Below are 20,128 nucleotides of genomic sequence, written 5' to 3'. Positions count from 1 at the left end.
CCCCGGCCCCGACTCCCGGGCGCGGGGCGGCCTTGGCCACGCCCGCCCGACCACAACAGCCCCGCGCCACGACCGAACCGGCGCCGCCGACTCGGATCCGCGCCACCCCGAACCATCTGCGCAACCCACGCCCAGCCCCCGGGAGGCAGCCAGTGACCACCCGTCCCGACGAGATCACCCCACTCCGCGACGCACCCCGTACGGGGGTCTGGCTCATCGGCGCTCGCGGTTCCGTCGCCACCACCGCCGTGGCGGGCTGTGCCGCCGTCGCCGGGGGGCTGCAGCCGGCGACCGGAATGGTCACCGAGACCGCGGCGTTCGCGGACAGCGGTCTGCCCGCGCTCGCCGACCTCGACTTCGGCGGCCATGACACCGCCGCCACCCCACTGCCCAAGCGGGCCGAGGCGCTGGCCGCCGACGGGGTGCTGCCGCATGGGCTGCCCGCTGCCGTACGCGGCGAACTCGCCGCCGCCGACGCGGCCGTCCGTCCGGGCGGGCCACAGCCCGGCGACGGCCGTGGCGAGGAGGAGCTGATCGCCGCCTTCGCGGCCGACCTCACCGAGTTCGTCCGTACGCACGAACTCGCCCGCGCCGTCGTCGTCAACGTCGCCTCCACCGAAGCCGCCCCGGAGGACGCCGGGACGCTGCCGCCCAGCACCCTCTACGCGGCCGCCGCACTGCGCGCCGGATGCCCGTACGTCAACTTCACGCCCTCCACCGGGCTCCACCACCCCCGCGTGCGCGAGCGGGCCGAGCGCTCCGGGCTGCCGTACGCGGGGCGCGACGGCAAGACCGGGCAGACGCTGCTGCGGTCCGTCCTCGCGCCGATGTTCGCCCAGCGGGCGCTGGCCGTACGGAGCTGGTCCGGTACGAACCTCCTCGGCGGCGGCGACGGCGCCGCCCTCGCCGACCCGGGCGCCGCGGCGGCCAAGAACGCGGGGAAGGCGCGAGTCCTCTCCGACACCCTCGGCGAACTCCCCGACGGCGAGCTGCACATCGACAACGTGCCCGCGCTCGGCGACTGGAAGACCGCCTGGGACCACGTCTCCTTCGAGGGCTTCCTCGGCTCGCGGATGGTCCTGCAGACCATCTGGCAGGGCTGCGACTCGGCCCTCGCCGCACCGCTCGTCCTCGATCTGGCCCGGCTGACCGCCCGCGCCCATGAGGTCGGCCTCACCGGGCCGCTCCCCGAACTCGGCTTCTACTTCAAGGACCCGGACGGCGGCCCGGCCGCCCTCGCCGACCAGTACGCGGCGCTCATCGGCTTCGCCGGGCGGCTGCGGGGCCGGTCGTGACGGGCGACGCGGGGGAACGGGGGCCCTTCGGAAAGTGGGGCGACTGGGCCGAACTGCTCAGGGTGTCGGCCCTGTTCACCGTCCCCGGTGACGCCCTGGCGGGCGCGGCCGCCGCCCGGCGCGGCCCCAACCGGGGCACGGCGCTCGCCGTCTGCGCCTCGCTGTGCCTGTACGAGGCGGGCATGGCGCTCAACGACTGGGCCGACCGGGACATCGACGCCGTGGAGCGCCCCGGCCGCCCGCTGCCTTCGGGCCGTATCGCCCCCGCCGCGGCGCTGACCGCCGCGACCGGGCTGACCGCCGCCGGGCTCCTCTGCGCCGCCGCCGCGGGTCCCCCGGCCCTCGCCACGGCGACGGCCCTGGCGGGCACGGTGTGGGCGTACGACCTGGGGCTGAAGAACACGCCCGCGGGCCCGCCCGCCATGGCCGCCGCCCGCGCGCTGGACCTCCTCCTCGGCGCCACGGCCTCCGCCGGGCACATCCGCCCCGCCCTCCGCCCGGCCGCCCTCCTGGGCGCCCACACCCTCGCGGTGACCACGGTCTCCCGCCGCGAGGCGGTCGGCGGTTCCTCGACGGCCCCCCTCGGCGCTCTCGCGGTGGGAGCGGCGATCGCCTGGTCCGCGACCAGAGGCCCGGCCCCCGCCGCGGGGCGCGGCCCTGGGATGGGCCACGGCGCGCCGGTCGCGGTGGTGAACGGGGCCACCAGCGGCGCTCCGGTGGGTGGCGTGGCCGCCGGTGGTGCCATCGTCGCCCTCGTCAGGGGGCTCTCGCGCACGGGGCCACGCCGTGCTGGTCCGGCGAGGCGGCTCGCGGGGGCCGTGGGCCGCCTCCCCGCCGCCGTGGGCGGTGTGTCCACGTCGGGGGAACGGGCCACCACGCGTCGACGTGGTGCTCCGGCAAGGCCGCTCGCCGGGGCCGCGACCGCGCCGGCTTCTCCGGGCCGGGGCAACCGCCCCGGTTGGCGGCGGGCCCCTCGGCGCGCCCCCGCACAGGTGGGCCGCCTCCCTGCCGTGGGCGGCGTGTCCACGTCGGGGCGAGGCTCCTCTGGGGATGGAGCCGTTGGCCGGACGGTCACCGGCATGTGGAGCCGGAGCGCGGCGGCGCGGCACATGGCCGCCACCGTCCGGGCGGATGCGTCGCCCAAGGCCACCGCATCCGCCCCGGCCGCCGTCCAGGGCGCCGCGGCCGCCATTGCCCGGGAACTCGCGCGGGGCAAGGGCGTACGGGCAGGGCGGGGCAGTCCGGCGAGGCGGCTCGTCGCTACGGTCGTGGCGGGCCGACGCGTGGCGGTCGCGGCGGCCACCGGGCGTGGCGGTCCGCCGGGCGGGCTCGGGGTATGGCCCGGTGGTGCCGCGAGGCGGCTCACTTCGGCCGCCACCGGCCGTGGCGGTCCGGCGGGCGGGCCGCGTGCCGGGGCAGGGTTGCGCCCGACCGTCGCCTCGGCGGGCACGGCGGCCGAGCGTACGCGTCCGGTCGGCCGCATGGCCGCCGTGGCCGGGGTCGCCCTCGTGGGCGGCCGTGCCGGGGGCGCGTTGCCCCGGAGCGTCCCCTCGCGCGGCGCGGCGGTCAGCCGCTTCGCGGCCGTCGCGGGGGTCGCCCTCGCGGGCGGGTACGTGGCCACGGTCGCCCGGCCGTTGGCGCATGCCGCGCTCAACCCGTCCCCGTACCTCCTCCAGCGTGCCGTCGGCAGCGGCATCCGCGCGATGATCCCGCTTCAGGCCGTGCTCGCCTCCCGCGCCGGGGCGCACCGTACGGCCGCGGGGCTGCTCGCGCTGATGCCCGTCGCCCGCCGGCTGTCGAGAAAGGTCAGCGCGACATGAGCCGCACCGGCGACCCCGGCCGCCCCACCCCGGAATCCCTCCGCTTCGCCTACGGCACCAACGGTCTGACCGACCTCCGCCTGAGCGACGCCCTCGCACTCCTCGCCGACCTCGGCTACGACGGCGTCTCGCTGACCCTCGACCATATGCACCTCGACCCGCTCGCCCCGGACCTCGCCGCCCGTACCCGCCGCGTCGCCCGCGACCTCGAGCGGCTCGGTCTCGGTGTCGCGATCGAGACCGGTGCCCGGTATGTGCTCGACGCCCGGCGCAAGCATCACCCCACCCTGCTCGACCCGGACCCCGAGGCCCGTGGCGCCCGGGTCGATCTGCTGCTGCGGGCCGTGCGGGTGGCGGGGGACCTCGGGGCCCCGGCCGTGCACTGCTTCAGCGGGGTGCTGCCGCCCGGTGAGTCCGGGGAGACGGCGTGGCGGCGGCTGGCGGACGCCGTCGGGCCGGTGGTGGTGGCCGCCGGGGCGGTGGGCGTCTCCCTCGCGATCGAGCCGGAGCCGGGGCATCTCCTCGCCGACCTCGCCGGTTTCCACCGGCTGCGCACGGCGCTCGGCGATCCGGCCGCCCTCGGCCTCACCCTCGACATCGGCCACTGCCAGTGCCTGGAACCCGACCCGCCCGCCGAGTGCGTCCGCGCGGCGGCGCCCTGGGTGCGGCATGTGCAGATCGAGGACATGCGGCGCGGAGTGCATGAGCATCTGCCGTTCGGCGAGGGGGAGATCGACTTCCCGCCGGTGCTGGAGGCGCTGCGCGCGGCGGGGTACCGGGGTCTCGTCGGCGTCGAGCTGCCCCGCCACTCCCACGCCGGTCCCGAACTGGCCCGCGCCTCCCTGCGGTTCCTCAAGGACGCCGAACGGGCCGCGAGCGAGGGAGGCGTCCGATGCTGACCGTGACCGAGCTCCGCGCCGCCGTGGAGCGGCGCCTGGACGAGGCAGGCCGCGCCTGGCTGGACGGCGCGCTGACGGACGCGGCGAAATCCGGGCCGCGCCCGGACGCTCCCGGCCCCGCCCGCTGGGAGCTGGACTTCGCCTCCGCGGGCCGCCACGTCCGTAACCCCCAACCCGCCGCCGACGACCTCACCCCCCACGAACTCCCCGACACCCCCCACGACCTCCCCGACGCCGCCCGCATCCTCATCCTCCACGCCGCGCACGCGGACGCGCCCACCGTCGAGAGGCTGTACGCGCACGGCACGGGCGCCGAGCGCCGGGCCGTTCTGCGGGCGCTTCCGCATCTCGGGCTCTTCGCCGGGGCCGACGCCGTACCGCTCGTCGAGGACGCCCTGCGGACCAATGACACCCGGCTCGTGGCCGCCGCCGTCGGGCCGTACGCCGCTCGGCATCTCTCGCCGCACAGCTGGCGGCAGGCCGTGCTCAAGTGCCTGTTCACGGGCGTGCCCCTCTCCGCCGTCGCCGACTGGGAGCGGCGGGCGCGCGGGGACGGCGAGCTGGGCCGCATGCTCGGCGACTACGCCCAGGAGCGCACCGCCGCCGGGCGTCCCGTGCCCGGCGATCTCGACCGCGTACTGGCCGTGACCCGCGCCCTGCCCGGCGCGCCCCGCGCCCTGACCCGCGAGGAGTCCTGATGCGCATCTTCGATCCCCACATCCATATGACCTCCCGCACCACCGACGACTACGAGGCCATGTACGCCGCTGGGGTGCGCGCCCTCGTCGAGCCGTCCTTCTGGCTCGGGCAGCCCCGCACCTCGCCCGCCAGCTTCTACGACTACTTCGACTCCCTCCTCGGCTGGGAGCCCTTCCGGGCCGCCCAGCACGGGATCGCCCACCACTGCACCCTCGCGCTCAACCCCAAGGAGGCCAACGACCCGCGCTGCACCCCCGTCCTGGACGAGCTGCCGCGCTATCTCGTCAAGGACGGCGTCGTGGCCGTGGGCGAGATCGGCTACGACTCGATGACCCCCGCCGAGGACGCCGCCCTCGCCACCCAGCTGCGGCTCGCCACCGACCACGGGCTGCCCGCCCTGGTCCACACCCCGCACCGCGACAAGCTGGCCGGGCTGCGCCGCACCCTCGACGTCGTCGGGGAGTCCGCGTTGCCCCCGGACCGTGTCCTCGTCGACCACCTCAACGAGACCACCGTCAAGGAGGCCAAGGACAGCGGCTGCTGGCTGGGCTTCTCGGTCTACCCCGACACCAAGATGGACGAGGAGCGGATGGTCGCGATCCTGCGCGCGTACGGGCCCGAGAAGGTCCTGGTCAACTCGGCCGCCGACTGGGGGAGGAGCGACCCGCTCAAGACCCGGGCGGTCGGCGATCTGATGCGCGCCGAGGGGTTCACCGAGGACGACGTCGACCTCGTGCTGTGGCGCAACCCGGTGGCGTTCTACGGGCTCAGCGGCCGCCTGGACCTGGACCTCGACGTCGACGACACCACGGCCACCGCCACCCACGAGGGCAACTCCATCCTGCGCGGCGGCGCCCCGGCCGCAGCGCCGACGGAACGGTGAGGAGGACCCCATGCGCTTCCGCCACCCCGACGGCTCCACCGTCCACCTCGCCTACTGCACCAACGTCCACCCCGCCGAAGACCTCGACGGCGTCGTGGAGCAGCTCCGGCTGCACTGCGAACCGGTCCGCCGCCGCCTCGGCCGCGACCGGCTCGGCATCGGCCTGTGGCTGGCCCGCGACGCCGCCCGCACCCTGAGCGCCGACCCCGCCGAACTGCGCAGGCTGCGCACCGCGCTGGACACCCGCGGTCTGGAGGTGGTCACCCTCAACGGCTTCCCGTACGAGGGGTTCGGCGCCCAGGAGGTCAAGTACCGGGTCTACAAGCCCGACTGGACCGATCCGGAGCGGCTGGAACACACCACCCATCTGGCCCGGCTGCTGGCCGCGCTGCTCCCGGACGACATCACCGACGGCTCCGTCTCCACCCTGCCGCTCGCCTGGCGCGCCCCCTTCGACGCCGACGCCGCCCGCGCCGCCCGCCGCCACCTCACCACCCTCGCCCAGCGGCTCGACGCCATCCAGGAGCTCACCGGCCGGTCCGTCCGCATCGGCCTGGAGCCCGAGCCAGGCTGCACCGTCGAGACCACCGCGCAGGCCATCGAGGCGCTCACCGCGCCCGGCGGCCCGCCCCTGGACCGCATCGGCGTCTGCCTGGACACCTGTCATCTGGCGACACAGTTCGAGGATCCGCACACGGCCACAGGCGCGCTCACCGCCGCCGGGGTCCCGGTCGTCAAGGCGCAGCTGTCCGCCGCGCTGCACGCCGAGGACCCGGGGCGGCCCGCCGTACGGGAGGCCCTCGCGGCCTTCGCCGAGCCCCGCTTCCTCCACCAGACCCGCACCCGGGCCCCCGAGGGCGGCGTCACCGGCACCGACGACCTCGACCAGGCGCTCGCCGGCGGTCTCGCGGACACCGCGCCCTGGCGGTCCCACTTCCACGTCCCGCTGCACGCCCCGCCCGAGCCCCCACTGACCTCCACCCTCCCGGTGCTCGCCGACGCCCTGGCCCGTCTCGTCGGCGGGCCCGCCCCGCTGACCCGCCACCTCGAAGTGGAGACCTACACCTGGCAGGCGCTCCCGCCCGAGCTGCGCCCCCGCACCCGCGACCGGCTCGCCGACGGCATCGCCGCCGAACTCGCCCTCGCCCGCGACCTGCTGACCGACCTCGGCCTCAAGGAGCTGCCATGAGCGACCCGAGCCACCGGAGCGACAGGGGCGACCGGACCGGCCCCACCCCCCTCCTCGTCCTCGACGTCGTCGGGCTCACCCCCCGGCTGCTGGACCACATGCCCCACCTCAAGGCCCTCGCCGGCTCCGGCTCCCGCGCCGCGCTGGGCACCGTGCTGCCCGCCGTCACCTGCGCCGCCCAGTCGACGTTCCTCACCGGCACCACCCCCGCCGAGCACGGCATCGTCGGCAACGGCTGGTACTTCCGCGAGATGGGCGAGGTGCTGCTGTGGCGGCAGCACAACGGCCTAGTAGGCGGCGACAAGCTGTGGGACGCCGCCCGCCGGGCCCACCCGGGCTACACCGTGGCCAACATCTGCTGGTGGTACGCGATGGGCTCGGACACCGACATCACCGTCACCCCGCGCCCCGTCTACTACGCCGACGGCCGCAAGGAGCCGGACTGCTACACCCGGCCCCCCGCGCTGCACGACGAACTCACCGCGAAGCTCGGCACCTTCCCCCTCTTCCACTTCTGGGGGCCGGGCGCCGATCTGGTCTCCTCGCAGTGGATCATCGACGCCACCCGTCACATCCTGCGCACCAGCCCCACCGATCTGGTGCTCACCTACCTTCCGCACCTGGACTACGACCTCCAGCGGTACGGCCCCGACGACCCCCGCGCCCACTCCGCCGCCGCCGAGCTCGACACCGCCCTCGGCCCGCTGCTCGACGACGCCACCGCCCGTGGCCGCACCGTCGTGGCGCTGTCCGAGTACGGCATCACCCGGGTGTCCCGGCCGGTGGACATCAACCGGGCGCTGCGCCGGGCCGGACTGCTGGAGGTGCACACCCAGGACGGCATGGAGTACCTCGACCCCGGCGCCTCCCGCGCCTTCGCGGTCGCCGACCACCAGCTCGCCCATGTGTATGTGCGCCGCGCGGAGGACCTGGACGCCACCCGCGCCGCCCTGGCCGGTCTGCCCGGTATCGCCGAAATCCTCGACGACGAGGGCAAGAAGGCCCACGGCCTGGACCATCCCCGCTCCGGGGAACTGGTCGCGGTGGCCGCGCCGGACGCCTGGTTCACGTACTACTACTGGCTCGACGACGCCCGTGCCCCCGACTTCGCACAGCTGGTGGAGATCCACCGCAAGCCCGGCTATGACCCGGCCGAGCTGTTCATGGACCCCAAGGACCCCTATGTGCGGGTGCGGGCCGCCACCGCGCTGGCCCGCAAGAAGACGGGGATGCGCTACCGCATGGCCGTCGTCCCGCTCGATCCGTCCCCGGTGCGCGGCAGCCACGGCCGCCTCCCGGACCGCGAGGAGGACGGACCCGTCCTCCTCTGCTCCCAGCCCGGCGTGGTGAGCGGACAGGTGGCCGCCACCGACGTCAAGAACCTGCTCCTCCGCCTCGCCGGTCTGACGAACGCAACCGAAGGAGACACCCTGTGAAGAGGGCCCAGGACAACCCCGAACTCGCCGAGACCCTCCGCCGCCGCAGATTCCTCGGTGTCGCCGCGGGCGCCACGGCCGCCGGTCTGCTCGGCACCGGCACCGCCGCGGCCGCCCAGACGGGCGGCACCGCCGCCGCGTCGGCCCAGAACGGCCGGGGCGGCCCGCTGGTGCCCCGCGGCCACCTCGGCATCCAGCTCTACACCCTCCGCGACCAGGTGCAGTCCATCGGCTTCGCCGGTGTCTTCGAGGAACTGGCCCGGTACGGCTACGACCAGGTGGAGTTCGCCGGCTACACCCAGGGCACCGGCGACATCACCCTCAAGCAGCTCAAGCGGCTGATGCGGGACAACGGGCTGCGCGGAATCGGCAGCCACGTCGGCTACTACTCCGACGACCCGAAGGCGTACACCTTCGCCACCAACCTCACCAAGGTGCTCGACGACGCCGAGGCGCTCGGCCTGCCGCATGTGGGCACCGCCTCCGGGCCCTGGCGCTACGGCTCCACGGTCGACGGCTGGAAGCGCTGCGCGGAGGAGTTCAACACCTACGGCGCGGCGGCCAAGGCGCGCGGGATGAAGTTCTACCAGCACAACCACGCCGAGGAGTTCTCCTTCGCCACCGACCGGCCGGACGTCCGCCTCTACGATGTGCTGCTCGCCGAGACCGACCCCGAGCTGGTCCATCTGGAGATGGACATCTACTGGGCGTATGTGGCCCAGTACCGGTTCGGCAAGAAGGCCGACGGCTCCCCGGCGCCCTTCGAGCCGCTGGCTTACGTCCTGCGGGCCCCGCACCGCTATCCGCTCTTCCACGTCAAGGACGGGGAGCACGACGAAACCGTCCCCGACGGCTACCGGATGGTGGACGTCGGGGACGGTGACATCGACTACCGCCGCTTCCTGAGCGCGGTCGGCAAGACCCATGGCGGGCGGCGTGACCACCACTGGATGGTGGAGCACGACCAGCCCGCCGATTCGCTCACCACCGCCCGCCGCTCCGCCCGCTATCTGCGGTCGTTGCGTTGCGGCGGACGGGGCTGAGCGAGGGCCCCCCGCGGAGCTAGACGACCTCGCGGCTGATCGGCTGCGGGTTCGGGGCGATGCCCCGGATCCGCGGCCGGCCGGGCTGCCGCAGCAACAGGGCCACCGCGGCCGCCAGCATGGAGATGCCGCCGGCGAGCGCGTACGCGCCGTCGTAGCCCCAGGAGTCGACCACCATCGAGCCGAGGCCGCCGCCGAACAGCCCGCTGACCAGCTTTCCGCTGTACACCAGGCCGTAGTTGGTGGCGTTGTAGTTCTCCCCGAAGTAGTCCGGGGTCAGCGCCGCGAACATCGGGTAGAAGGCGCCGCCGCCGAACCCGGAGAGGAAGGCGAAGAAGAGGAACAGCACCTCGTTGTGGATGTCGCCGGCCCAGATCACCCCGAACTGGGCGAGGCCCAGCACCACGATGACGAAGACCAGCGTCGTCTTCCGCCCCCACAGGTCCGAGAGCCAGCCGACCACCCCGCGTCCGACACCGTTGACGACGGACATGATGCCCATGGACGAGGCCGCCACCAGCGGGCCGAAGCCCACCTCCTTGGCGTAGTCGACCTGGAAGGAGATCCCGAAGATGGACACTCCCGCGGTGAGCACCAGGGACACCCACATCAGCGGAAGCATCCCGGACTTGATGGCCTCCTTGGGCGTGTACTGCCGCACCGCCGGCGGGTTCTTCGCCAGGCTCGCCGCGCTCTTGGCGTTGCCGGCGTAGCTCAGCGGGTCGATGTCGGCGGGCCACCAGTTCTTCGGCGGGTCCTTGAAGAACCAGGCGCAGATCGCCACGACGATCAGCACATAGACCCCGATGAGGTCCAGGACCTCGTCGAAGTTCCCGGTGTCGAACCAGTAGTTGAAGATGAAGATGAACGGCAGCGCGCCGTAGGCGAACCCACCGTTGACGAACCCCGTCTTCGCCCCGCGCCGCTCCGGGAACCACTTGCCCACCATGTTGATGCAGGTGGCGTAGACGAACCCGGAGCCGAGACCCCCGATGACACCGAAGCCGACGATCGCCGCGAAGACGTTGTCGAGGTGGGAGAGGGCCAGGAACCCGATCAGACAGAGCCCCGACCCCAGGAACATCGCCTTGCGGGCGGTCAGGATCCCCTTCTCCCGCAGCCATCCGGCCGGGAAGGCGATACCCGCCTGGAAGAACACCCAGACGCTGAGGATCCAGAAGGTGTTGCTCTGGGTCCAGCCGTGCGCCTCCGAGAGGGTGTCCTCCGCCGAGCCGTACGCGTACTCGGACACGCTGATGGCCATCATCGCGATCCACGGCAGATAGACCATCAGCTTCCGGCTGTGGCCCAGGATGTCGCGGTCGGTCTCGCCGATGCGGTACGTACGCCCCTTGCTGTCCTGCACTTCACGGAAGGGGAGGACCCCTTCCGGCTGTTCTGCTGTGCTCATGTCGTCCCCTTGGCTTCGAAGGAACCCGGCCAGCGCCCCCTGTCCAAACTCTTCGTGCTCCGGGAAACGCGGGTTGCTATGCGGATCGGTGGAAGTCGGCCGCGGTTCGGTGGCGCCCCGAAGGGGCGCGGGGCCGTGTCGATGTGCGGCTCCGCCACGCGGGCGCGACCGGCCACGACGGTGCCGCAGACGATCGACGGCAGGTCGGGGCACTTCCAGCGGAGCGCTTAGGTGAGCAACCCCGCCGACCTGGCCCACCGGTACTTGGCACCCAGGACGGCCACCGGCTTCTCGGTGGTGTACGGATAGGCCACGACCCCGCGCTCGAAGAGGTACGCGCACGCCTCCTCGACCTCGGTGTCGCCCGCGAGCGAGGCCACCACCGGTTTGGCGATGCCCCGGGCGCGGAACTCCTCGACGACCCGCGCGGTCAGCTCGGCGAACACCATCGGCGGGGTGACGATGGTGTGCCAGTAGCCCAGCACCAGGGCGTGGATCCGCGGATCCTCCAGGCCCAGCCGGATGGTCGCCTCGTAGGTGGACGGCGGTTCGCCGCCGGTGATGTCCACCGGGTTCCCGGCCGCGCCGAACGGCGGGATGAAGCGGCGGAAGGCGGCGTCCAGGTCCTCGGGGATCTCCATCAGGGACAGCCCGTTGTCGACGATCGCGTCCGACAGCAGCACGCCCGAGCCCCCGGCGCCGGTGATGATGACGACGTTGTCACCCTGGGGTGCGGGCAGCACGGGCAGCGCCCGCGCGTACTCCAGCATCTCGTTGAGGCCCGGCGCCCGGATCACCCCGGCCTGCCGCAGGATGTCGTCGTAGACCGCGTCGTCCCCGGCCAGCGCGCCGGTGTGGGACCCGGCCGCCTTGGCACCCGCGGCCGTACGGCCCGCCTTGAGGACCACCACCGGCTTGCGGGGCACCGTGGCCCGCGCCGCCTCCACGAACGCCCGGCCGTCCTTGAGGTCCTCCAGGTGCATCGCGATGCACTGGGTGCGGTCGTCCTCACCGAACCAGGTGAGCAGGTCGTCCTCGTCCAGGTCCGACTTGTTGCCGAGGCCGACGATGGCCGAGACCCCGGTCTTGGTCGTCCGGGCGAAGCCCAGGATGGCCATCCCGATGCCACCGGACTGCGAGGTGAGCGCCACCGGCCCCTTGACGTCGTACGGGGTGCAGAAGGTGGCGCACAGGTCCTGCCAGGTGGAGTAGTAGCCGTAGATGTTGGGCCCCAGCAGCCGCACCCCGTGCTCCTCGGCGATGGCCACGATCCGGTCCTGGAGCTCGTGTTCACCGGTCTCGGCGAAGCCGGACGGGATCAGCACCGCGTTCGGGATGCCCTTGCGGCCGACCTCCTCCAGCGCGGCGGGCACGAACTTCGCGGGGATCGCGAAGACCGCCACATCCACCTCGCCGGGGACGTCCGTGACGGTCTTGTACGCCTTGCGGCCCAGGATGTCGTCGGCCTTGGGGTTCACCGGGTGGATCTCGCCGGGGAAGCCGCCGTCGATGAGGTTGCGCATCACCGAATTGCCGATCTTGCCCTGCTCGTTGGAGGCGCCCACCACCGCCACCGAGCGCGGCTGCATCAGCCGGCGCATCGAGCCCAGGATCTCCTCGCGCGAGTAGCGGCGGCGCGTCCGCGGGGCCGGGTCCCCGATCAGCAGCCGCACATCGGCGGCGAGCACCCCGCTCGCGGTGGCGAACACCGGGTTGAGATCGACCTCGGTGATCTCGGGGAAGTCCGCCACCAGCCGGGAGACCCGCACGATCAGATCGGCGAGCGCCGCGCGGTCCACCGCCTCGCCACCGCGCACCCCGCGCAGCACCTCGGCGGCGCGGATCCCGTCCAGCATCGACAGCGCCTCGTCCTCGGTCGCCGGGGCCAGCCGGAAGGTGATGTCCTTCAACACCTCCACCAGCACCCCGCCGAGCCCGAACGCCACCACCTTCCCGAAGGTGGGATCGGTGACGGCGCCGACGATGACCTCCTGCCCGCCGTCCGGGACCATCTGCTGCACCTGGACGCCCTGGATCCGGGCCTTCGCGTCATAGCCACGGGCGTTGTCGACGATCGTGGTGAACGCGCTCCGCACCTCGGCGCAGGACGCCAGCCCCACCCGGACCCCGCCCGCGTCGGTCTTGTGCAGGATGTCCGGGGACACGATCTTGAGGACGACGGGGAAGCCGATCCGGTCGGCGAGCGCCACCGCCTCGTCCGCGGTCTCCGCCAGCCCCTCGGCCGGGGTCGGGATACCGTACGCGTCGGTGATCCGTTTCCCCTCGGGGGCGGTCAGCGCCGTGCGCCCCTCGGCGCGGGCGGCGTCCAGCACCGCCCGCACGGCATCGTTGTCATACGTCACCGTCAGATCACTCCGTTCGTCTTGAGCAGCCGCACTTCCTCGTCGCCGAGCCCCAGCTCCCCGACGTACACCTCTTCGTTGTGCTCACCCAGCAGCGGGGAGCGCTCGACCCGGACCGGGGAGTCGGAGAGCTTCAGCGGGGAGCCGACCGTGGTGAAGGCGCCGCGCTCCGGGTGGTCGACCTCGACGATCATCTCGTTGGCCGCGAGCGACGCGTCCTCGACGATCTCCTTGGTGGACAGGATCGGCCCGCACGGGATGTTGTGCGCCGTGAGCTGCTCCAGCACCTCCCACTTCGGCAGTGTGCTGGACCACTCCTCGATCAGCTGGAACATCTTGGCCAGCTTCGGCAGCCGCGCCTCGGGGGCGGCCCACTCCGGGTCCTCGGCCAGCTCGGGGCGGCCGATCAGCCGGGTGATCGGCTCCCAGCCGACCGGCTGCACGATGACGTAGACGTAGTCGTTGGGGCCGCCGGGCGCGCACTTGACCGCCCAGCCGGGCTGGCCGCCGCCGCTGGCGTTGCCACTGCGCGGCACCTCGTCGCCGAAGTCCTCGTTCGGGTACTCCGCCAGCGGCCCGTGCGTCAGCCGCTGCTGGTCGCGCAGCTTCACCCGGCACAGATTGAGCACCGCGTGCTGCATCGCCACATTGACCCGCTGGCCGCGCCCGGTGTGGGTGCGCTGGTAGAGCGCGGCGAGAATGCCCGCCACACAGTGCACCCCGGTGCCGGAGTCGCCGATCTGGGCGCCGGTGGCCAGCGGCGGACCGTCCTCGAAGCCGGTCGTGGACATCGAGCCGCCCATGGCCTGCGCGACCACCTCGTACGCCTTGAACTTGGTGTACGGGCCGTCGCCGAACCCCTTGATCGAGGCGTAGACCAGCCGGGGGTTGATCTCCTGGATGCGCTCCCAGGAGAACCCCATGCGGTCCACCGCGCCCGGACCGAAGTTCTCCACCAGGACGTCGCTGCGGCGGATCAGCTCGGTCAGCAGCTCCTTGCCGCGCTCGGTCTTGGTGTTCAGCGTGATGCTCCGCTTGTTGCAGTTGAGCATCGTGAAGTAGAGCGAGTCCACGTCCGGGAGGTCGCGCAGCTGCTTGCGGGTGATGTCGCCGGTGACGTTCTCCAGCTTGATCACATCCGCGCCGAGCCAGGCGAGCAGCTGAGTGGCGGAGGGACCGGACTGCACATGCGTCATGTCGAGGACGCGGACGCCCGACAGAGCCTGATTGGCCTCGAGAGCCTGGGACATGGTGGCGCCTCCCTACTTGTACATGGTCTGGTTCATGGTTCCGGGGGCGTACGCGTCCGGGTCCACCCAGACGTTGATCAGCGACGGCTTGCCGGACTCCCGGGCGCGGCGCAGCGCCGGGCCGATGTCCGCCGGGTCACGGACCTCCTCGCCATGGCCGCCGAGCATCCGCGCGAACTGGTCGTAGGGCACATCGCCGAGGGTGTTGCCGACCCGCTCGCGCTCCTCGCCGTACTTGGCCTTCTGGCCGTAACGGATCTGGTTCATCGAGGAGTTGTTGCCGACGATGCCGACGAACGGCAGGTCGAAGCGGACCAGCGTCTCGAAGTCCCAGCCGGTCAGGGAGAACGCGCCGTCGCCGAAGAGCGCCACCACCTCCTTGTCGGGGCGGGCCTGCTTGGCGGCCATCACGAACGGCACCCCGACGCCGAGCGTCCCCAGCGGCCCCGGGTCCATCCAGTGGCCCGGCGACTTGGGCTGGACCACCTGGCCGGAGAAGGTGACGATGTCGCCGCCGTCGCCGATGTAGATCGAGTCCTCGGTGAGGAAGTCGTTGATCTCGCTGACCAGGCGGTAGGGGTGGATGGGGGAGGCGTCGGACCGGAGGTTGGGCAGCCGCTTCTCGATCGCCACCTGCTCGGCGGCGCGCAGCTCGTCCAGCCACTCCTTGCGCTTGCCCGCTCCCCCGTTACTGTGCCTTGTGGGGGGGATCCCCCCAAACCCCCCTTGGCCCGAGGCGGCCTGGGTGACGGCGGAGAGGATCAGCCCGGCGTCGCCCACGATGCCGAGGTCGATGTCCCGGTTCTTGCCGACCGTGCGGTAGTCGAGGTCGATCTGGACCACGGTGGCGTCGGGGGAGAGCCGCTTGCCGTAGCCCATCCGGAAGTCGAAGGGCGTGCCGACGATGACGATGAGGTCGGCGCCTGCGAAGGCGTAGCGGCGGGAGAGCTGGAAGTGGTGCGGATCGCCGGGTGGCAGGGTGCCGCGCCCCGCGCCGTTCATGTACGCGGGCACATTGAGGGTGCGCACCAGCTCGGTGGCCGCGCCGGTGGCCCGGGTGGTCCACACCTGACTGCCCAGCAGGATCGCCGGCTTCTCGGCCTGGACCAGCAGATCGGCCAGCTTCTGGACGGACTCGGGGTCGCCGGCGTTGCGGGTGGAGGCGCGGTACTGCCCGGCCTGGGGGACACGCGCCCTGTCCACCGGCACCTTGGCGTCCAGCACATCGCGCGGGATCTCCAGGAAGGAGGGGCCGGGGGCGCCGTGGAAGCACTCGCGGAAGGCCATGGAGACCATGTCGGCGGCGCGGGCGGTGTCCGGGACGGTGGCGGCGAACTTGGTGATCGGCGCCATCATGTCCACATGGGGAAGGTCTTGCAGGGAGCCCATCTTGTGCTGGTTGTGGGCGCCCTGGCCGCCGATGAGCAGCATGGGTGACTCGGCGCGGAAGGCGTTGGCGACGCCGGTGACCGCGTCGGTGGTGCCGGGGCCGGCGGTGACGACGGCGCAGCCGGGCTTGCCGGTGATCCGGGCGTAGCCGTCGGCGGCGTGGGCGGCGACCTGTTCGTGGCGCACATCGATGACGTCGATGCCCTCGTCGACGCAGCCGTCGTAGATGTCGATGATGTGGCCGCCGCAGAGGGTGTAGATGACCTCGACACCTTCTGCCTTGAGTGCTTTGGCGACCAAGTGCCCGCCGGAGATGAGGTCCTGACTGTCGTCGGGCATGGCGAATCGCGTCCCTTCGTAGGGGTTGGTGCGGCCTCGCGGATGTCTTGCGTGGATTGCATACAGTCGACGTTATCCTGTATGAACTTTGTTATCCCACCATCGGCCGAGCGATGTCCAGGGGGCGTGCGCCACTCGTTCGAACCAGCGCTGGATCAAGCGCTGTTGACGGGCCAACAGGGAGTCGGCAATGGACCTGTACGAACATCAGGCACGGGAACTCCTTCATGACAACGGTGTCTTGGTGCCCAGAGCGGAGGTCGTGGACACGGCCGAAGCCGCCCGCGCGGCCGCCGAACGGCTCGGCGGACGCGTCGTCATCAAGGCCCAGGTGAAGACCGGAGGCCGGGGCAAGGCGGGCGGGGTGAAGCTCGCCGACGACCCGGCCGCGGCCGAACTGACCGCACGCCGGATCCTCGGCATGGACATCAAGGGCCACACCGTCCACCGGGTGATGGTCGCCGAACCCGTCGAGGTGGCGCGGGAGATGTACCTCGGCTTCACCCTGGACCGGGCCGCGGGCCGCTTCCTCGCCATCGCCTCCGCCGAGGGCGGTATGGAGATCGAGGAGGTCGCGGCGCGCCGCCCCGAGGCGGTGGCCCGGATCGCCGTCGACCCGGCCGAGGGGGTGACCGAGGCGAAGGCCGCCGAGATCGCCGTCGCCGGGGGACTGCCGCGCGAGACGACCGAGACCATCCGCCGGCTGTGGACCGTCCTGACCGCGCACGACGCCCTCCTCGTCGAGGTCAACCCGCTGGTGGTGACCCGCGACGGCGCGATCGTGGCCCTGGACGGAAAGGTCACCCTGGACGACAATGCCCGCTTCCGGCAGCCGTCATGGGACGCCGCCGAGGACCGCGCCCGGGACCCGCTGGAGGTCCGGGCCGCGGCCGCCGGGCTCGGCTATGTGAAGCTGGACGGCCAGGTGGGCGTCATCGGCAACGGCGCCGGCCTGGTGATGTCCACGCTGGACGTCGTCGCGGGCTGCGGCGCCCGCCCCGCCGACTTCCTCGACATCGGCGGCGGCGCCTCCGCCCAGGTGATGGCCGACGGTCTCTCCCTCGTCCTCGACGACCCGGATGTGCGCTCCGTCCTGGTCAACGTCTTCGGCGGCATCACCGCCTGTGACGCGGTGGCCGACGGCATCGTGCGCGCCCTGGACACCGTGACCCTCACCAAACCGCTCGTGGTCCGGCTCGACGGCAACAACGCCGCACGTGGCCGGGCCATCCTTGGCCAATTGGCTCATCCACTCGTCCACCAGGCCGACACCATGGACGGCGCCGCCGCGCGCGCCGCCGAACTCGCCGCGTCCGCCGCGCCCGACCCATCCGCCGCGTCCGACACGACCGCCGCGTCCGACACGACCGCCGCATAAGGGGGCTCCTCGCATGGCCATCTTCCTCACCAAGGACAGCAAGGTCATCGTCCAGGGCATGACCGGCGCGGAAGGAATGAAGCACACCCGGCGGATGCTCGCCGCGGGCGCCGATGTCGTCGGCGGCGTCAATCCGCGCAAGGCCGGGACCCGGGTCGACATCGACGGCCGTACGGTCCCCGTCTTCGGCTGCGTACGCGAGGCCATGGACACCACCGGCGCCGATGTGAGCGTCCTCTTCGTCCCGCCGCCCCACGCCAAGGCGGCCGTCACCGAGGCCGCCGACGCCCGGATCCCGCTCGCCGTCGTCATCACCGAGGGCATCCCGGTCCATGACGCGGTCGCCTTCCAGGCGTACGCCCGGGCCCGCGCCACCAGGGTCATCGGCCCGAACTGCCCCGGGCTGATCTCCCCGGGGCAGTCCAACGCCGGGATCATCCCCGCCGACATCACCAAGCCGGGCCGGATCGGGCTGGTGTCCAAGTCCGGCACCCTCACCTACCAACTCATGTACGAGCTGCGCGACATCGGCTTCTCCACCTGCGTGGGCATCGGCGGCGACCCGGTCATCGGCACCACCCACATCGACGCCCTCGCCGCCTTCGAGGCCGACCCCGACACCGACCTGATCGTGCTGATCGGGGAGATCGGCGGCGACGCCGAGGAGCGGGCCGCGCGGTACATCGCCGACCGCGTCACCAAGCCGGTCGTCGGCTACATCGCGGGCTTCACCGCCCCCGAGGGCAGGACGATGGGCCACGCGGGCGCCATCGTCTCCGGCTCCTCGGGCACCGCGGCGGCCAAGAAGGCGGCGCTGGAGGCGGCGGGCGTGAGCGTGGGAGCGACCCCCACCGAGACCGCCGGGCTGGTATTGGCCCGTCTGGCCGAAACACCCGGCAACCTCGCGTGATGTGAGCCATACCCGGTCCGCGACCGGGGCACGGTCACGCTCCGTGCCACTACCTTCCTCACCGTACGCACACCCATGCCGCACGGGCGTCGTACGCACACCCACCCATGCCGTACGGGCGTCCCTGCCGTACGGACCGCCACATCCCGCCCCGACTGTGCAACGAGAGCGGAGATCACCGATGGCACCCACCCTCACCCTCAAGCCCGGAACCGCCTGGGACGACGCCTGGCAGCGCTGCCTGGCCGTCGCCCCCGAGGCGTTCCAGGACGACCGAGTCCTCAACCTCTGGGACGGCACCTGGCACCGCGACGGCCGGGCCCTCCCCGCCACCACCCCCGTGGACGGCACCCCCATCGCGGGCCCGCCACGACTGGACGCCACCACCGCCCACCAGGCCGTACGCGCCTCCCTCGACCAGCACCGCCGCTGGCGCCACATCGCACTCCCCGAGCGCCGGGCGCGGGTGTCCGCCACCCTGGACGCGCTCTGCGACCACCGCGAACTGCTCGCCCTGCTCCTGGTCTGGGAGATCGGCAAGCCCTGGCGGCTGGCCCAGGCCGATGTGGACCGGGCCATCGACGGCGTCCGCTGGTACGTCGACGAGATCGACCGCATGGCCGAGGGCCGCACCCCGCTGCCCGGCCCGGTCTCCAACATCGCCAGCTGGAACTACCCGATGAGCGTCCTCGCCCACGCCATGCTCGTCCAGGCGCTGGCCGGCAACGCCGTCATCGCCAAGACGCCCACCGACGGCGGGCTGTCCTGCCTCACCCTCGCCTGCGCGCTCGCCGCCCGCGAGGGCATCCCGGTCACCCTCCTCAGCGGCAGCGGCGGCGAGCTCTCCGAGGCCCTCGTCCGCTCGCCCGAGATCGGCTGCGTATCCTTCGTCGGCGGCCGCGACACCGGCGCCCGGGTCGCCACCGCCGTCGCCGACCTCGGCAAGCGCCACATCCTCGAGCAGGAGGGCCTCAACGCCTGGGGCATCTGGAACTTCACCGACTGGGACGCCCTCGCCCCGCTGATCCGCAAGACCTTCGACTACGGCAAGCAGCGCTGCACCGCCTATCCGCGCTTCGTCGTGCAGCGCTCGTCCTTCGACGCCTTCCTCTCCGTCTACCTCCCCGCGGTGCGCTCCATCCGCGTCGGCCACCCCCTCGCGGTGGAGAACCCCTCCGACAACCTCCCCGACCTGGACTTCGGCCCGCTGATCAACGCGGCCAAGGCCAAGGAGCTCGCCGACCAGGTGTCCGAGGCCATCGACCGCGGCGCCGTCCCCCTCCACCGCGGCGACCTCGCCGACGGCCACTTCCTCTCCGGCCAGGACCTCTCCGCCTACGCGGCCCCCGTCACCCTCCTCAACCCGCCCTCGACCTCCCCGCTCCACCACGCCGAGCCCTTCGGACCGGTCGACACCCTCGTCCTGGTCGACACCGAGGCCGAACTGCTCGCCGCCATGAACGCCAGCAACGGCGCCCTCGTCGCCACCCTCTCCTGCGACGACCCCGCCACCTACGACCGCCTGGCCCCCCAGATCCGCGCCTTCAAGACCGGCCACGGCAAGCCCCGCTCCCGCGGCGACCGCGACGAGCTCTTCGGCGGCTTCGGCGCCTCCTGGCGCGGCGCCTTCGTCGGCGGCGACCTCCTGATCCGCGCCGTCACCGAGGGCCCGGACCCCGAGCGCCTCCCCGGCAACTTCCCCGACTACCACCTGATGCCCGACTGACCACCCTCCGTGCCCGCCCCCCCCGCCCCCCCCGGGGGGGGCGGGGGGGGGGCCCCCCCACACGCAGTGGAACGCCCAGCCCACACGGTGTTGAGTTG

At 72.9% G+C, this 20,128-nt stretch carries 14 protein-coding genes and 1 pseudogene; 11 read left to right on the top strand and 4 right to left on the bottom strand.

What is annotated here, in order from left to right; translation table 11 throughout:
* Positions 1 to 152 precede the first annotated feature (152 nt).
* Genes ACFXB5_RS43920 through ACFXB5_RS43885 form a run of 8 tightly spaced genes read left to right on the top strand, consistent with a single transcriptional unit; the run spans position 153 to position 9,264 of the window.
* The gene (locus ACFXB5_RS43920; RefSeq protein ID WP_385219352.1) at positions 153 to 1,295 is read left to right on the top strand and encodes an inositol-3-phosphate synthase; all 1,143 of its coding nucleotides are present in this window, start codon (positions 153 to 155) and stop codon (positions 1,293 to 1,295) included.
* Positions 1,292 to 3,115 carry an SCO3242 family prenyltransferase gene (locus tag ACFXB5_RS43915; protein ID WP_385219350.1) on the top strand — a complete coding sequence of 608 codons (1,824 nt, stop codon included), beginning with the start codon at positions 1,292 to 1,294 and terminating at the stop codon, positions 3,113 to 3,115. Before ACFXB5_RS43920 ends, ACFXB5_RS43915 begins: the two co-directional genes overlap by 4 nt.
* Positions 3,112 to 4,014 (top strand): sugar phosphate isomerase/epimerase family protein, encoded by a 903-nt coding sequence (locus tag ACFXB5_RS43910; protein WP_385219349.1) that lies wholly within the window; start codon positions 3,112 to 3,114, stop codon positions 4,012 to 4,014. The genes ACFXB5_RS43915 and ACFXB5_RS43910 overlap by 4 nt, the downstream gene beginning before the upstream one ends.
* On the top strand, positions 4,008 to 4,712 hold the full coding sequence (locus ACFXB5_RS43905; RefSeq protein WP_385219347.1) for an EboA domain-containing protein: 705 nt from the start codon (positions 4,008 to 4,010) through the stop codon (positions 4,710 to 4,712). Before ACFXB5_RS43910 ends, ACFXB5_RS43905 begins: the two co-directional genes overlap by 7 nt.
* Positions 4,712 to 5,596, top strand: a complete 885-nt coding sequence (locus ACFXB5_RS43900; RefSeq protein ID WP_385219345.1) for a TatD family hydrolase — start codon at positions 4,712 to 4,714, stop codon at positions 5,594 to 5,596. Before ACFXB5_RS43905 ends, ACFXB5_RS43900 begins: the two co-directional genes overlap by 1 nt.
* 10 nt (positions 5,597 to 5,606) lie before the next feature.
* Positions 5,607 to 6,785 carry a metabolite traffic protein EboE gene (gene eboE, locus ACFXB5_RS43895; protein WP_385219343.1) on the top strand — a complete coding sequence of 393 codons (1,179 nt, stop codon included), beginning with the start codon at positions 5,607 to 5,609 and terminating at the stop codon, positions 6,783 to 6,785.
* On the top strand, positions 6,782 to 8,221 hold the full coding sequence (locus tag ACFXB5_RS43890) for an alkaline phosphatase family protein (protein ID WP_385219341.1): 1,440 nt from the start codon (positions 6,782 to 6,784) through the stop codon (positions 8,219 to 8,221). Before eboE ends, ACFXB5_RS43890 begins: the two co-directional genes overlap by 4 nt.
* Positions 8,218 to 9,264: a sugar phosphate isomerase/epimerase family protein gene (locus ACFXB5_RS43885; RefSeq protein WP_385219339.1), complete on the top strand. Its 1,047-nt coding sequence runs from the start codon at positions 8,218 to 8,220 to the stop codon at positions 9,262 to 9,264. The genes ACFXB5_RS43890 and ACFXB5_RS43885 overlap by 4 nt, the downstream gene beginning before the upstream one ends.
* 19 nt (positions 9,265 to 9,283) lie before the next feature.
* Here the strand turns inward: ACFXB5_RS43885 and ACFXB5_RS43880 are convergent, their stop codons facing one another.
* From ACFXB5_RS43880 to ACFXB5_RS43865, 4 genes are all read right to left on the bottom strand, one after another.
* The gene (locus ACFXB5_RS43880; RefSeq protein ID WP_385219337.1) at positions 9,284 to 10,675 is read right to left on the bottom strand and encodes an OFA family MFS transporter; all 1,392 of its coding nucleotides are present in this window, start codon (positions 10,673 to 10,675) and stop codon (positions 9,284 to 9,286) included.
* Between the two features lie 227 nt (positions 10,676 to 10,902).
* Complete coding sequence (locus ACFXB5_RS43875; protein ID WP_385219335.1) at positions 10,903 to 13,038, bottom strand: acetate--CoA ligase family protein; 2,136 nt, start codon at positions 13,036 to 13,038, stop codon at positions 10,903 to 10,905.
* A 2-nt stretch (positions 13,039 to 13,040) separates the two neighbouring features.
* Positions 13,041 to 14,288 (bottom strand): formyl-CoA transferase, encoded by a 1,248-nt coding sequence (gene frc, locus ACFXB5_RS43870; RefSeq protein WP_385219333.1) that lies wholly within the window; start codon positions 14,286 to 14,288, stop codon positions 13,041 to 13,043.
* Between the two features lie 12 nt (positions 14,289 to 14,300).
* Complete coding sequence (locus ACFXB5_RS43865) at positions 14,301 to 16,016, bottom strand: thiamine pyrophosphate-binding protein (RefSeq protein WP_385219331.1); 1,716 nt, start codon at positions 16,014 to 16,016, stop codon at positions 14,301 to 14,303.
* A 184-nt stretch (positions 16,017 to 16,200) separates the two neighbouring features.
* Between ACFXB5_RS43865 and sucC the strand changes: the two are divergent.
* The 3 genes and pseudogenes from sucC to ACFXB5_RS43850 all read left to right on the top strand — a co-directional run.
* Positions 16,201 to 17,394: pseudogene (gene sucC, locus ACFXB5_RS43860) on the top strand (ADP-forming succinate--CoA ligase subunit beta); the annotation flags it as partial.
* A 13-nt stretch (positions 17,395 to 17,407) separates the two neighbouring features.
* Entirely contained in the window at positions 17,408 to 18,304 is an 897-nt protein-coding gene (gene sucD / locus ACFXB5_RS43855) for a succinate--CoA ligase subunit alpha (RefSeq protein WP_385219329.1), read from the top strand.
* 181 nt (positions 18,305 to 18,485) lie between these two features.
* Positions 18,486 to 20,030 (top strand): aldehyde dehydrogenase family protein, encoded by a 1,545-nt coding sequence (locus ACFXB5_RS43850; RefSeq protein ID WP_385219327.1) that lies wholly within the window; start codon positions 18,486 to 18,488, stop codon positions 20,028 to 20,030.
* Positions 20,031 to 20,128: the final 98 nt, after the last annotated feature.

The sequence above is a fragment of the Streptomyces sp. NPDC059455 genome (genome assembly GCF_042750115.1).
In the GTDB taxonomy this organism is placed as follows: Bacteria; Actinomycetota; Actinomycetes; order Streptomycetales; family Streptomycetaceae; genus Streptomyces; species Streptomyces endocoffeicus.
This window is presented reverse-complemented; position numbering and strand designations above follow the sequence as displayed.

Excerpts from the sequence above, each read along its gene's own strand:
- ACFXB5_RS43910 (WP_385219349.1), top strand. The coding sequence starts at position 3,112 with ATGAGCCGCACCGGCGACCCCGGCCGCCCCACCCCGGAATCCCTCCGC.
- ACFXB5_RS43905 (WP_385219347.1), top strand. The coding sequence starts at position 4,008 with ATGCTGACCGTGACCGAGCTCCGCGCCGCCGTGGAGCGGCGCCTGGAC.
- ACFXB5_RS43900 (WP_385219345.1), top strand. The coding sequence starts at position 4,712 with ATGCGCATCTTCGATCCCCACATCCATATGACCTCCCGCACCACCGAC.
- eboE (WP_385219343.1), top strand. The coding sequence starts at position 5,607 with ATGCGCTTCCGCCACCCCGACGGCTCCACCGTCCACCTCGCCTACTGC.
- ACFXB5_RS43890 (WP_385219341.1), top strand. The coding sequence starts at position 6,782 with ATGAGCGACCCGAGCCACCGGAGCGACAGGGGCGACCGGACCGGCCCC.
- ACFXB5_RS43880 (WP_385219337.1), bottom strand. The coding sequence starts at position 10,675 with ATGAGCACAGCAGAACAGCCGGAAGGGGTCCTCCCCTTCCGTGAAGTG.
- frc (WP_385219333.1), bottom strand. The coding sequence starts at position 14,288 with ATGTCCCAGGCTCTCGAGGCCAATCAGGCTCTGTCGGGCGTCCGCGTC.
- ACFXB5_RS43865 (WP_385219331.1), bottom strand. The coding sequence starts at position 16,016 with ATGCCCGACGACAGTCAGGACCTCATCTCCGGCGGGCACTTGGTCGCC.
- sucD (WP_385219329.1), top strand. The coding sequence starts at position 17,408 with ATGGCCATCTTCCTCACCAAGGACAGCAAGGTCATCGTCCAGGGCATG.
- ACFXB5_RS43850 (WP_385219327.1), top strand. The coding sequence starts at position 18,486 with ATGGCACCCACCCTCACCCTCAAGCCCGGAACCGCCTGGGACGACGCC.